Here is a 13,422-nt window from a genome sequence, read left to right as displayed (position 1 = left end):
ATACATTGTATTGGCCTCTCCTCTCCCCCATATTCTGCTGCATTACTTATTCACTAACTGTGTAAAACCCTTCTCAGGACAATTAATTTGTCCAAATGCGCTTTTTATTAAAAATTCACTTATTTTTCACCCAACTAAAGAAAAAATTGTCATAAACTAAAATACGTAGTCTGGTTTATTGGACCCATTACTTACGAAAGGAGACGGAATGCATCATGCCACCCCGCTTATCACCACCATTGTTGGTGGCCTCGTACTGGCCTTTTTGCTCGGTATGCTCGCCAACAAGCTGCGTATTTCACCCTTGGTGGGCTATTTATTAGCAGGGGTATTAGCTGGCCCTTTTACGCCAGGTTTTGTCGCAGACACTAAACTGGCGCCTGAATTGGCTGAACTGGGCGTCATTCTGCTGATGTTTGGCGTTGGTCTGCATTTCTCTTTGAAGGATTTGATGGCGGTAAAGGCCATCGCCATCCCCGGAGCCATCGCCCAAATTGCTGTGGCGACGCTGCTGGGAATGGCGCTTTCATCGCTGATGGGTTGGTCAATCATGACCGGCATCGTATTCGGTTTATGTCTTTCTACCGCCAGTACCGTGGTGCTGCTGCGTGCGCTTGAAGAACGGCAACTCATTGATAGCCAGCGCGGGCAAATCGCCATTGGCTGGTTGATTGTTGAAGATCTGGTGATGGTGCTGACGCTGGTTCTGCTGCCTGCCATCGCTGAGATGTTGGAAAAAGGCGACGTTGGATTGGCCTCGCTGTCGCTGGATATGGGCCTGACCATCGGCAAGGTGGTGGCGTTTATCGCGATTATGCTGATTGTTGGCCGTCGCCTGGTGCCGTGGATTCTGGCCCGCAGCGCGGCAACCGGTTCACGCGAGCTGTTTACGCTGGCGGTATTGGCGCTGGCGCTCGGCATTGCGTTTGGTGCCGTTGAACTGTTTGATGTTTCATTTGCCCTGGGCGCGTTCTTCGCCGGTATGGTGCTTAATGAATCTGAACTGAGCCATCGTGCGGCGCACGACACGCTGCCGCTGCGCGATGCATTCGCCGTGCTGTTCTTTGTCTCCGTCGGCATGCTTTTCGACCCAATGATTTTGATTCAGGAGCCGCTCGCCGTGTTGGGTACGGTGGCGATTATCGTCTTCGGTAAATCATTGGCCGCGTTCTTCCTGGTGCGCCTGTTCGGCCACTCGCAGCGCACTGCCTTGACCATTGCGACGAGCCTTGCGCAAATCGGCGAGTTCGCCTTTATCCTCGCGGGTCTGGGTATGGCGCTGAATTTGCTGCCGCAAAACGGGCAAAATCTGGTGCTGGCGGGGGCAATTCTGTCGATTATGCTCAATCCGATTTTGTTCGCGATTCTTGAGCGCTACCTCGCCAAAACCGAAACGCTGGAAGAGCAGACGCTGGAAGAAGCTATCGAAGACGAAAAACAAATTCCGGTCGATATTTGTCACCACGCACTGCTGGTTGGTTTTGGACGCGTGGGAAGCCTGCTGGGTGAGAAATTGCTGGCACAGGGGATTCCGCTGGTAGTGATTGAAACCTCGCGCAGCCGGGTTGATGAACTGCGCGAGCGCGGTATTCGTGCGGTGCTGGGGAATGCAGCCAATGAAGAGATCATGAATCTCGCTCATTTGGATTGCGCACGCTGGTTATTGCTGACGATTCCTAATGGCTATGAAGCGGGGGAAATTGTCGCTGCTGCCCGTGCAAAATGCCCGGATATTGAGATTATTGCTCGCGCTCATTATGACGACGAAGTGGATTACATCTCCGAACGCGGTGCAAATCAGGTTGTGATGGGCGAGCGTGAAATTGCCAATACCATGATGGGGCTGTTAAATGCGCCGGTGATTCAGGAAACGGTGACGGGTTAGCGTTAGTTCCGATTGCCTCTCCCTCAGAAAAGGGAGAAAACCCTGACCCCACCCCAACCCTCCCCTTTTCAGGGGAGGGAGCTTTAACTCCTCCACCTGGCAAGAGGGAGGTCGGGAGGGGGTCAGATCAACGATCCCAGTAAGACTCTTCGAGGCTGTCTTCACGCTCAGGCAAGCCGCGCGTCAGGCGCGGTGAATGCTGGTTCAGCACCTGATAACTCACGCGGTTAGCATATTTACACACTTGCGCCAAAGACGAATAGGTCAGCCAGGTAAACTGGTGCTTGCTGGAGTTTGGCACGTTGGAACGGTGGTAATTATTCGCCGTAATATCATGCAGAAGCGCCGCCAGCGCACCGTCGCCCGCACCATTGGTATTCATGATTTTCTCAGGCCCGCCCATATATGGCGCGATATGCGAGAAAATACGCTTCGGCTGCTGGCAATCTTTGTGGCGCATTGCGCGGCTGAACTCGTACTGGTTAAATTCGGCAATCGCGCCGGGCAACAACGGATGTTGTGTAGTGCGTTTGGCTGATTCTTCCGTAAAGCCCGCCATATAAAGGCCAACCGGCCCTGCGGTGCATAGCACTAAATCGACCCAATCCAGCGCCTTATCTGCCGCCAGCAACGGATCGTTTTCGCCGGTAAGCGCAAGGCCTTCTTCTTCGTTCATCGCCAGAATCGAAACGTGCTCTTTGAGGAACGCCTGCCACCACGCCGGGTTTTCTGCGATAACGTATTTTGTGCCCAGCGTCAGCACCACCGGTACGTTGTGCTTTTTCGCGTAAGCGATAGCTTGCATGGTGGCTTCCGGCATAGGTTCACCGTCTTTGCAGCGCACCAGATAGGAAGTCAGCACCAGCGCAGAGGCACCCGCAATCACCTCTTCCGGAATACTATCAGCGCGGAGCTGGTTCATATGACCAGGACTGATAGCAAACGTACGTTCCCCCTGCTCGCCAATCAGCGTAAAGCAGCGGCCAATCGGGCCATTCACGCCTTGCAGGTAGTTGAGATCGGTACGGCTGGAGGTGTTACACAGGTAGCGGTAGGCGTAGCTACCAATTTCGATATTGCTGCACATTACGCCCAACAGCACGGAACGGTCATCGGCTAATACTGAATAGTTGTGCATGGTGTTACCGATGGTGCCGCCCGCGAATTGATGCGTAATCAGCTCTTTTTGCACCAGTTCCTGATACAGCGCTTCCGCGACTTCATCCTCGATCACCAGCGAGTGGCCGAAACTCAAACCGTAGCGATGAACAAATTCGTCGTCCACTTTCGCTTCGATATCCACAAGCGTTTGATCGATCCCGACTATCCAGGAAGTGCCAGTTTCGTTTTCAGGCTGAACCTGTTGCAGCAATGGATCGCGCGCGCTAACAGGGAAGTAATGTTTGGATTTTCGTTTGCCGGGAAATTTCATGATGTTGTTCGGAAGTAGCTAATCAGGCCGGAAATGGTAGCACATTAACGGCCTCAAGCGAGATCAGCGATATTTCTCGACCAGATTGACCATCATCGCGATGTGGGCCGGGTCATCATTCAGGGCAGGAATATATTCATATTTCGTGCCACCCGCTTCCAGGAACACTTCACGGTTTTGCACCGCCATCTCCTCAAGCGTTTCCAGGCAATCGGCGGAGAAACCAGGGCACATCACCTGAATATGTTTTACCCCTTTTTCAGCCAACATTTTCAGCGTTTCATCGGTATACGGCATCAGCCACGGCTCGCGGCCAAAACGTGACTGATAGGTCATCATCACTTTTTCCGGCGGCAATTCGAGGGCTGAAAGCAGCTCACGCGTAGTGTCACGGCAACGCTGCGGGTAATCATCCCCTTCGTTGGCATAACGCTGCGGAATTCCGTGGTATGAAAGCAGTAAAACATCCGGTTCGCCATGCTGAGCAAAAGAGCGTTTTACCGACGCGGCCAGGGCGTTGATGTACGACGTGTCATCGGCGTAATCTCGAATCAGTGAGATCGAAGGCAGCGAGCGATAATTTGCGAAAATACGCCCTAACTCGTCCCAAACGGCGGCCACGGTTGAGCAGGAAAATTGCGGGTACAGCGGCAACACCACAATATGGTCGACGTGGTGTGTGATCAGCTCATCGATGGCGCTTTTAAGCGAGGGGGAACCGTAGCTCATACCCAGTGCAACGGGGGTATCGGGTAATTGGGCGGCAAGTGCGGCCTGCTGGCGGCGGCTGTAAACCAGCAACGGCGAGCCTTCGTCCATCCATACCGACTGGTAAAGTTTTGCTACACGCGGTGAACGCACCGGCAAAATCACCCCACGCAGCAGCGGCCACCATAGCAAACGCGGGGTATCCACTACACGTTTGTCGCTGAGAAACTGGCGCAGGTAGCGTTTCACCGCCGCCGGAGTGGGCGCATCAGGTGTACCAAGGTTTGCCAGTAAAATGCCCACTTTTTCCTGATTCATTTCCACTCCTTATCAACAAATTGCTGATAAGTGTAACGTAAAAGTGCTTCAGGAGAACCGATTACAGTGAAAGGGTAAAAAATGGGCAAAAAAATACCAGGAGCGTGTCCTGGTATTTATAGTAAGCGCGGCGGATGGCACTTCGTTGACCCGCCCTACGGCGCCTTCTTAGCCGAGGATTTTAGCCAGCTCTGCGCTAACTTCGGTCACTTTACGGGTGCCGTCGATTTTTGCGTATTTGGTGTTACCGGCTTCAGCTTCTTTGCTGTAGTAAGAGATCAGCGGAGCTGTCATCTGATGGTATTCCACCAGACGCTTACGCACGGTTTCTTCCTGATCGTCTTTACGGGTAGTCAGCTCTTCGCCAGTCACGTCGTCTTTGCCATCCACTTTTGGTGGATTGAAAGTGACGTGATAAACGCGGCCAGAAGGCGCATGTACGCGACGACCAACAATACGTTCAACGATCAGTTCGTCAGGTACGGCAAATTCCAGAACCACGTCCACGTTGATGCCCGCTTCTTTCATCGCATCAGCCTGTGGAATAGTGCGCGGGAAGCCATCAAGCAGGAAACCGTTACGGCAATCTTCCTGAGTAATACGCTCTTTTACCAGCGCGATAACCAGTTCATCGGTCACCAGTTTACCGGCGTCCATAATGTCTTTGGCTTGTTTACCCAGCTCTGAACCAGATTTAACCGCTGCACGTAACATGTCACCCGTAGAGATTTGCGGAATACCGTATTTCTCCATGATGAACTGTGCCTGAGTTCCTTTACCTGCGCCCGGAGCACCGAGCAGAATGATACGCATTGCGTAATTCCCCATACGTTTGGATTTTTTGTTTCGATCTGAGCTGATGACCTTACCATTAAAGGCGTCTTCATCTCAAGAAAGCAAGGCGGTGGAGGTGGTCAGAAAGGGAAGAAAGGTGGATGGAGCTGGACGTTTATCCGCCCTACTATCACCGAAGCAATCGTAGGGCGGATAAGCCATTGCGCCATCCGCCGGAGGGGTTAGGACACCAGCAACTGATTCATACGACGGATAAACTGGTTTGGATCTTCCAGCGTACCGCGTTCAGCCAGCAGCGCCTGATCGAGCAGCAATTCCACCCATTCACCGAACTGCGCTTCATCCTGGGTATCCGCAACGCGTTTCACCAGCCCGTGGTCCGGGTTCAGCTCGAAGATATATTTCACTTCTGGCACGGCCTGGCCCGCAGCGGCAAACAGTTTCGCCATCTGGGTACTCATGTCGTTGCTGTCGGTGGTGACGATAGCAGGTGTGTCTGTCAGACGGTGGGTCAGACGCACTTCTTTCACGCGCTCGCCCAGCAGAGATTTCACACGGTCCACAAACGGCTCAAGCGCTTTTTCAGCTTCTTTCGCTTCCGGGGTTTCTTCGTCGGCCAGTTTTTCCAGCGATTCGTCAGTTTTGCTTACGGACTGGAATTGTTTACCGTCGAACTCGGTCAGGTAGCTCATCATCCATTCGTCGATGCGGTCGGAAAGCAGCAGCACTTCGATGCCTTTCTTACGCAGCAATTCCAGATGCGGGCTGCTCTTCGCCGCGGCATAGCTGTCTGCGGTGATGTAGTAAATCTTCTCCTGCCCTTCTTTCATGCGTGACACATACTCTTCCAGCGACACGGTTTGCGCAGAGGAATCGATGTGTGTGGTCGCAAAGCGCAGCAGTTTGGCGATAGCTTCCTGGTTAGCTGAATCTTCAGCCGGGCCTTCTTTCAGTACCAGACCGAAGTTTTTCCAGAAGGTCTGGTATTTTTCGCTGTCATCTTTCGCCAGTTTGTCCAGCATCTGCAATACACGTTTGGTCAGCGCGCTACGCAGGTTTTGCGTTACGCGGCTGTCTTGCAGAATTTCGCGGGAGACGTTCAGCGGCAGATCGTTGGAATCTATCAGACCGCGCACGAAGCGCATGTAGTTCGGCATGAACTGCTCAGCGTCGTCCATGATGAATACGCGCTGCACGTAGAGTTTCAGACCATGTTTGTGGTCACGGTTCCACATATCCCACGGCGCCTGGGACGGGATGTACAGCAGGCTGGTGTACTCCTGTTTCCCTTCTACGCGGTTGTGGCTGTAGGTCAGCGGATCGGTGAAGTCATGCGCTACATGCTTGTAGAACTCGTTGTACTCTTCGTCTTTAATTTCAGACTTGCTGCGCGTCCACAATGCCTGCGCTTTGTTGATCTTTTCCCAGCCGAGGATGGTTTCGCCATCTTTCTCTTCGCGGGTTTCAATCTCAACCGGCAGCGCAATGTGATCGGAATATTTGCTGATGGTGGAACGCACACGCCAGTCATCTAAGAACTCGTCTTCACCTTCGCGCAGATGCAGGGTGATTTCGGTACCGCGATCGGCTTTGGTAATGTCCGCCACGGTATATTCGCCCGCGCCTTCGGATTCCCAGAACACGGCTTGATCCGCCGGCACACCAGCAGCACGGGTGCGCACGGTGACTTTGTCCGCCACGATAAATGCGGAGTAGAAGCCCACGCCGAACTGGCCGATAAGCTGGCTGTCTTTCGCCTGATCAGAACCCATAGATTCCAGGAACGCTTTGGTCCCGGATTTTGCAATGGTGCCGAGGTGATCAATCGCTTCGTCGCGCGTCATACCGATGCCGTTATCGGCAATCGTCAGGGTGCGTTTTTCTTTATCAAAAGAGACGCGCACGCGCAGTTCACCGTCACCTTCATACAAATCAGCCTGAGACAGGGCGCGGAAGCGCAATTTGTCTGCCGCATCAGAGGCGTTGGAGATCAGCTCACGCAGGAAAATTTCTTTATTTGAGTAGAGGGAGTGGATCATCAGGTGCAGAAGTTGTTTCACTTCAGACTGGAAGCCACGGGTCTCTTGTCCTTTCATGGTCATTGATACCTCAACAAAATCAAAATACGCAGGGGTTTAAAACGTTGAGAGTGATATGAGGATAAGAAAGCGAGATTTCAAGCGGGGAAATGAATATCTCTTTTTCTTTACCCTAAATAATTGGAGTTGCATCAAGGCGGCAAGGGAGTGCCCCCCAGGAGCTTACTTAGGTAAGTGACTGGGGTTTGTGAGTACAGCCAACGCAGATGCAGCTTCAAGCATGACGGGAAAATTAGAAATTAATCTTGTGACGCCCTGCGAGCGAATGTGACAGTGTGGTGCCGTCGACCATTTCCAGCTCGCCACCCACCGGCACACCGTGCGCGATACGGCTGGCATCTACGCCATATTGCCCGCATAGCTCAGCGATGTAGTTAGCGGTGGCTTCACCTTCAACGGTTGGGTTTGTCGCGAGAATAAGCTCTTTAATGGTTTCGCTCTCAAGGCGCTGTTCGAGTCTGTCGAGTCCAATATCCTGCGGTCCAATGCCGTCGAGGGGTGAAAGGTGGCCCATCAGCACAAAATAACGCCCGGAAAACTGACCGGTCGCTTCGATGGCGTGAATATCCGCAGGCGTTTCCACCACGCAAATCTGACCATTTTCCTGGCGGCGAGGGTTCGAGCAGATAGCACAGACTTCTTGTTCGGTAAAAGTACGGCAGTCCGCACAGTGACCAATTTCAGACATGGCGCGAGTCAGCGCCTGAGCAAGGCGCATGCCGCCACTGCGATCGCGTTGTAAAAGCGCAAATGCCATACGTTGGGCTGACTTGGGGCCAACACCAGGCAGGCAGCGTAGGGATTCCATAAGGGCAGTAAGTAAAGGGCTGGTTTGCATCGCTCAGACTTCTGAAAAAAGAGTGGGCCATAGCCTAACATTAGCGCTCATGATGGGTATAGAAAAAGATATTCCCCCTGCGCGATGCCTCGCACTGGGGGAATTTTTTACGCTAAAGTCTGACCAAAACGCCCCTGGTTAAAGTCGTCGATAGCTTCTTTGATCTCTTCCCGAGTGTTCATCACAAACGGTCCGTAACCGACAACTGGCTCATTGAGCGGTTCGCCGCTCAACACCAGCACAACGGCGTCATTATTGGCTTCAATCGTGACGGTTTCACCTTTGGCATCCAACACTACCAGTTGCGCCTCGCGAACCACTTCCTGACCGTTGACCTGAACCGTGCCTTTAAGCACCACCAGCGCGGTGTTCCAGCCATCTGGCAGCGTCAATTGCGTGATGCTGTGCGCATTCAGACGCATATCCAGCACGCGCAGCGGCGAGAAGGTGCGCGCCGGGCCTTTTTCACCCGCCATTTCACCGGCGATAACGCGTACCTGACCGGCGTTATCCGGCAGGGTCACAACCGGAATATCCGCATCGGTGATGGACTGATAGTTAGGTGGCGTTGACTTGTCTTTAGCCGGCAAGTTAACCCACAGTTGAACCATTTCCAGCGTCCCGCCCTTCTCGCTAAACGCCGGAGAGTGGAACTCTTCATGCAAAATACCGCTCCCGGCGGTCATCCACTGCACGTCGCCCGGGCCAATCACACCGCCACTGCCGGTGGAGTCGCGGTGCGCCACTTCCCCTTTGTAGACGATAGTGACCGTTTCAAAACCACGGTGCGGGTGAACATCAACGCCGCGTTGCCCGTTGTTGCTCGGTTTAAAATCAGCGGGCCCTGCGTAGTCCAGCAGCAAGAATGGGCTGAGCTGTTTTTCAAATTTGGAATAAGAAAACAGGGAGCGAACCGGGAAGCCATCCCCCACCCAGTGTGACTGTGGTGCGGAATAAACGCCAAGAATTGATTTCATCGTTATCTCCATTGAGTCTCGATTTCTGTTGAGATAGAGCTTACGCATAAGACGAAACGCCCGGTAGACTGTGAAAATGAACTCAGTGTTCCATTAACAGGACAATAGCCATGCAAGATCTCAACGACCTGTGGTATTTCGTGCAAGTAGTGGATAACGGGGGATTTTCTCCTGCTAGCCGGGCAATCGGCATTCCGAAATCCCGCCTGAGTCGGCGAATTGCCCTGCTGGAAGAGAGTCTGGAAACACGATTGATTCAGCGTTCGACCCGGAGTTTTACGGTCACCGAGGCCGGGCAGATTTTTTATCGCCATTGCAAAGCAATGATTATTGAAGCCGAAGCCGCGCAGGAGGCCATTAATACATTGCGTGCCGAACCGCGCGGGCTGATTCGCCTGACCTGCCCGATTGCCCTACTCCATGTGCATATTGGCGATATGCTGGCGCGGTTTATGGCGCTCTACCCGCAGGTCACCGTACAACTTGAAGAGACAAATCGCCAGGTTGATGTGCTGAATGAAAATGTTGATATCGCGATACGGGTTCGCCCGCTCCCGCTGGAAGATAGCGATCTGGTGATGCGTAAACTGGCCGACCGCGGCATGTGCCTGGTCGCAAGCCCAATACTGGTGACTCGTTTTTCACGGCCTGAATCTCCCGCTGATCTTCAGCATTGGCCGAGCCTGGCGCTATCCAAGCCTCAGCAGGTTTATCGTTGGTGCCTGTTCGGGCCGGATAATCAGGAAGTGACGCTGCACCACAAGCCACGTTTCGTGACCACGGATATGGCCGCGCTACGGGCAGCGGCGTTGGCAGGCGTGGGGATGGTTCAGTTACCGATGTTGATGGTGAATAAACAGATTGCGGACGGCAGCCTGGTAAATTTGTTACCAGAATGGCGAGCGAGACGGGAGGTGATTCATCTGGTGTTTCCGTCGCGGCGCGGCCAGCTTCCGGCGGTCAGGGCATTAATTGATTTTCTTGCGGAGTGTTACGGGACGTTTGAGGAGGAGTAAATTGTTAAAGAGAAATGTCGGGTGGCGCTTACGCTTACCCGACGAACTAAACTCCACGGGAGAAAGAAATAACATGACTTCTGTATCCCTAAATAATTCGTGCTGCAAGTAGGCGGCAAGAGAGCAAATCCCCAGGAGCTTACTAAAGTAAGTGACTGGGGTTTGTGAGTGCAGCCAACACCCTGGCAGCGCGAAGTATGACGGGATAATTAGAATGGCATTTTAAAGCCTGGCGGCAACTGCATCCCGCTGGAAACGCCAGCCATTTTCTCTTTCTGCGCTTCGCCGATACGACGAGCCGCATCGTTGAAGGCCGCTGCAACCAGGTCTTCAACCATCTCTTTGTCGTCTTCCATCAGGCTTGGATCGATTTCCACGCGACGGCAGTTGTGAGCCCCATTGATGGTCACTTTAACCAGACCCGCGCCAGATTCGCCAGTGACTTCCATTTGGGCGATTTCTTCCTGAACCTGGGCCATTTTTTCCTGCATCTGCTGGGCTTGCTTCATTATGTTGCCCAGACCGCCTTTTCCAAACATAGTCTTCTCTCTTTTGCTCGGGCCGACTAATCGTACATAACGATTAACGGCTATCAGGGTTTACAACAAACCGGATATGCCGGTCTGTCAAATAGGTCGAATACTGTCTTCATCCAGTTCGGCGTCAAAGAAACGGCGCAGCGTTTGGATGTTATTGTCAGTACTCATGGATTCCCGCGCGCAGGCAAGCTTCTCTTCATAGATAGCCTGACGCCACTCAAGCGGGGTGCGTTGTGCGAGATTATCATCTTCAATAATAGTCAGCTCAACTGTTTCACCGCTAAAAGAACTCATCGCATCAGCCAGCGTTTTCTGCGCCGATGGCGAATTCAAATGCCGCAGTGCAGGGCGTAAATGCAGACAAACCCGGCTGCCGTCCTGCTCTTTCCATGCATTAAGTGCCAGTTGCTGCACAAGTTTTGGTAACACAAGCTGGCTAATTTCAGCCGCCCAGCCGTCGCGTTCAATGGCCTCCAGCGCCAGTTTCTGCGCCAGCTCAGGCGTTTTTTCATGCTCCAGCGCGCGCTTTAAGGCTTTTGGCGTTGCGACAGGTTCTTCGATAGCGTCAGAAACGTTTTGCGATTTCCAGCGATACGCTTCTGGCTTCGCCGCCGGTTTTTCTTCGGCAACAGCACCCGGGCGGGACTGCACCCGTTCGGTCACCGAAGCTAAACGTTCCAGAGCGGTACTCTTTGCCGGCCGCGCTAGATCTGGCGCTGCCGGCTCATTCTTTTTTGCTTTATTGGCTCCCTGCTGGCGCATGAGCTGGGTTCGCGCTTGCAGCACCTGGCTTGTGGTGTCTGGTAGCGGTGTTTCAGCTTGCCGTTGCGGCGGGGCCACAGGTTGACGAACAGGAACAGGATTAACCACCGGAATGCTCGGCGCACTGCGCGGCTGCTCAGGTTCTGGTAACGGTTTGCGCGGATGGAACGCCAGCGCCCGTAAGAGCGTCATTTCTATGCCCATCCGGCGATCCGGCGCCCAGGAGAGTTCTTTGCGGCCAATCAGCAGCGTCTGGTAATAGAGCTGTACTTCAGCGGGCGGCACGACTCGCGCCAGTTCACGCATACGCTGTTCAATGGCGGCCATTTCGCTGCCCAATGCAGCAGGCGAAAGTTGCACCATCGCGACGCGGTGCAGCAGACTCAGCATTTCCACCAGCAACGCTTCCCACTCAACGCCACGCCCGGCGGCTTCATTAAGTAAGCTCATCACGCGTTCGCCGTCGGCCTGCACCATTGCTTCAATCAGCGAAAGCGCCTGATCGTCGTCGAGGGTACCGAGCATGGTGCTGACAGCGGCGGTAGTCACCTGCCCGTCGCCGCTGGCAATCGCCTGATCGGTGAGACTTAGCGCATCACGCAGGCTACCGTCTGCGGCACGGGCCAGCAGTTGCAGCGCGCGGGTTTCGCTTGGGATCTTCTCTTCGCCAAGAATGTGTTCCAACTGATGGCGGATCTGTTCGACATCCAGCGCTTTCAGGTGGAATTGCAGGCAGCGAGAAAGAATGGTGACCGGCAGTTTTTGTGGGTCGGTGGTCGCCAGCAAGAATTTAACGTGCGATGGCGGCTCTTCCAGCGTCTTCAACAGGGCGTTGAAGCTATGGCGGGAGAGCATATGGACTTCATCGATCAGATAGACTTTAAAGCGACCACGCGCCGGGGCGTACTGAACGTTGTCCAGCAAATCACGGGTATCTTCAACTTTGGTACGCGAGGCGGCATCAATTTCAATCAGATCGACAAAGCGACCCTGTTCGATTTCACGGCAGTTATCGCACACGCCGCAAGGGGTGGCGGTAATGCCCGTTTCGCAATTTAACCCTTTCGCCAGCAGGCGAGCGATGGATGTTTTACCCACGCCGCGCGTCCCGGAAAAGAGATAGGCGTGGTGGATTCGGCCCATGGATAAGCCATTAGCCAGCGCAGTCAGCACGTGTTGCTGGCCGACGACATCAGCAAAAGTTTGTGGCCGCCATTTGCGGGCTAAGACCTGGTAGCTCATTCGAGATAGGCTCTACATCGCGGGTGTGAATTGAGGGATAATGTAACATAAGCCCCGCCCTATGGGCGAGGCTTCTGTGATGCGGGGTCAGGGGTGTAGCCCAGACAATGTCGGGTGGCGCTGCGCTTACCCGACCTACAAAAGGCCTTTGTAAGGTGAAAAAGCGAATGCATTATTCACCCGTTTTTAGCCGTTGTAGGGTGGATAAGCGAAAGCGCCATCCACCAGATTTGGCCTAAAACTCAGTGGCCAGGGAAAAGCACGAGGCTGTAGCTTTTCACGCCCATCTTTTCCAGACGCTGCTCACCACCAATATCAAACAGATTGATGATAAACGCGGCATCGCTCACTTCCCCACCGAGGCGGCGGATCAGTTTTACCGTTGCTTCAATAGTGCCGCCGGTTGCCAGCAGATCGTCCACTACCAAAACTTTGTCACCAGGCTGGATAGCATCAACGTGGATTTCCAGTTGATCGGTGCCGTATTCCAGCTCGTAGTTTTCAGCGATAGTTTCGCGCGGCAGTTTGCCTGGCTTACGCACCGGCACAAATCCGACGCCTAATTCCAGCGCAACCGGTGCGCCAAATAAGAAACCACGCGCTTCGGTGCCAACCACTTTCGTGATACCGGCGTCTTTAAAGCGTGAAACTAATAATTCGATGCTGGTGGCGTAGGCTTTCGGATCTTCAAGCAAGCTGGTAACGTCACGGAATAAGATCCCAGGTTTTGGATAGTCTGGAATGCTTTTGATGCTGTTTTTCAGATATTCAAGCTGCTGCGCAGTCGCGGTCATAATTAATGCCTGCTAAA

11 protein-coding genes and 1 other annotated feature are annotated in these 13,422 nt (G+C 53.5%); of the genes, 2 read left to right on the top strand and 9 right to left on the bottom strand.

What is annotated here, in order from left to right:
- Positions 1-208 precede the first annotated feature (208 nt).
- Positions 209-1,885 (top strand): YbaL family putative K(+) efflux transporter, encoded by a 1,677-nt coding sequence (ybaL, locus tag AB1E22_RS14485; RefSeq protein ID WP_367595936.1) that lies wholly within the window; start codon positions 209-211, stop codon positions 1,883-1,885.
- 127 nt (positions 1,886-2,012) lie between these two features.
- Here the strand turns inward: ybaL and AB1E22_RS14480 are convergent, their stop codons facing one another.
- The 6 genes from AB1E22_RS14480 to AB1E22_RS14455 form a co-directional block, all read right to left on the bottom strand.
- Positions 2,013-3,317 (bottom strand): inosine/guanosine kinase, encoded by a 1,305-nt coding sequence (locus AB1E22_RS14480; protein WP_367595935.1) that lies wholly within the window; start codon positions 3,315-3,317, stop codon positions 2,013-2,015.
- A gap of 63 nt (positions 3,318-3,380) precedes the next feature.
- The gene (gene hemH / locus AB1E22_RS14475; protein WP_367595934.1) at positions 3,381-4,343 is read right to left on the bottom strand and encodes a ferrochelatase; all 963 of its coding nucleotides are present in this window, start codon (positions 4,341-4,343) and stop codon (positions 3,381-3,383) included.
- Between the two features lie 168 nt (positions 4,344-4,511).
- The gene (gene adk / locus AB1E22_RS14470) at positions 4,512-5,156 is read right to left on the bottom strand and encodes an adenylate kinase (protein ID WP_367595933.1); all 645 of its coding nucleotides are present in this window, start codon (positions 5,154-5,156) and stop codon (positions 4,512-4,514) included.
- Between the two features lie 203 nt (positions 5,157-5,359).
- Complete coding sequence (htpG, locus tag AB1E22_RS14465; protein WP_367595932.1) at positions 5,360-7,234, bottom strand: molecular chaperone HtpG; 1,875 nt, start codon at positions 7,232-7,234, stop codon at positions 5,360-5,362.
- A 235-nt stretch (positions 7,235-7,469) separates the two neighbouring features.
- The gene (gene recR, locus AB1E22_RS14460) at positions 7,470-8,075 is read right to left on the bottom strand and encodes a recombination mediator RecR (RefSeq protein ID WP_367595931.1); all 606 of its coding nucleotides are present in this window, start codon (positions 8,073-8,075) and stop codon (positions 7,470-7,472) included.
- A 107-nt stretch (positions 8,076-8,182) separates the two neighbouring features.
- Positions 8,183-9,052 carry a pirin family protein gene (locus AB1E22_RS14455; RefSeq protein ID WP_367595930.1) on the bottom strand — a complete coding sequence of 290 codons (870 nt, stop codon included), beginning with the start codon at positions 9,050-9,052 and terminating at the stop codon, positions 8,183-8,185.
- A gap of 110 nt (positions 9,053-9,162) precedes the next feature.
- Between AB1E22_RS14455 and AB1E22_RS14450 the strand changes: the two genes are divergently transcribed.
- Positions 9,163-10,068, top strand: a complete 906-nt coding sequence (locus AB1E22_RS14450) for a LysR family transcriptional regulator (protein ID WP_367595929.1) — start codon at positions 9,163-9,165, stop codon at positions 10,066-10,068.
- A gap of 209 nt (positions 10,069-10,277) precedes the next feature.
- Here AB1E22_RS14450 and AB1E22_RS14445 read toward each other — a convergent pair whose 3' ends face one another.
- The 3 genes from AB1E22_RS14445 to apt form a co-directional block, all read right to left on the bottom strand.
- Positions 10,278-10,607, bottom strand: a complete 330-nt coding sequence (locus AB1E22_RS14445; RefSeq protein ID WP_034458087.1) for a YbaB/EbfC family nucleoid-associated protein — start codon at positions 10,605-10,607, stop codon at positions 10,278-10,280.
- A gap of 87 nt (positions 10,608-10,694) precedes the next feature.
- The gene (dnaX, locus tag AB1E22_RS14440; RefSeq protein WP_367595928.1) at positions 10,695-12,611 is read right to left on the bottom strand and encodes a DNA polymerase III subunit gamma/tau; all 1,917 of its coding nucleotides are present in this window, start codon (positions 12,609-12,611) and stop codon (positions 10,695-10,697) included.
- Positions 11,298-11,362 (bottom strand) — a sequence feature (DnaX frameshifting element). It overlaps the preceding gene by 65 nt.
- Before the next feature lie 242 nt (positions 12,612-12,853).
- Positions 12,854-13,405: an adenine phosphoribosyltransferase gene (gene apt, locus AB1E22_RS14435; RefSeq protein WP_367595927.1), complete on the bottom strand. Its 552-nt coding sequence runs from the start codon at positions 13,403-13,405 to the stop codon at positions 12,854-12,856.
- Positions 13,406-13,422 lie beyond the last annotated feature (17 nt).

The sequence above is a fragment of the Buttiauxella gaviniae genome, assembly GCF_040786275.1.
Classification (GTDB): Bacteria; Pseudomonadota; Gammaproteobacteria; order Enterobacterales; family Enterobacteriaceae; genus Buttiauxella; species Buttiauxella gaviniae_A.
This window is presented reverse-complemented; position numbering and strand designations above follow the sequence as displayed.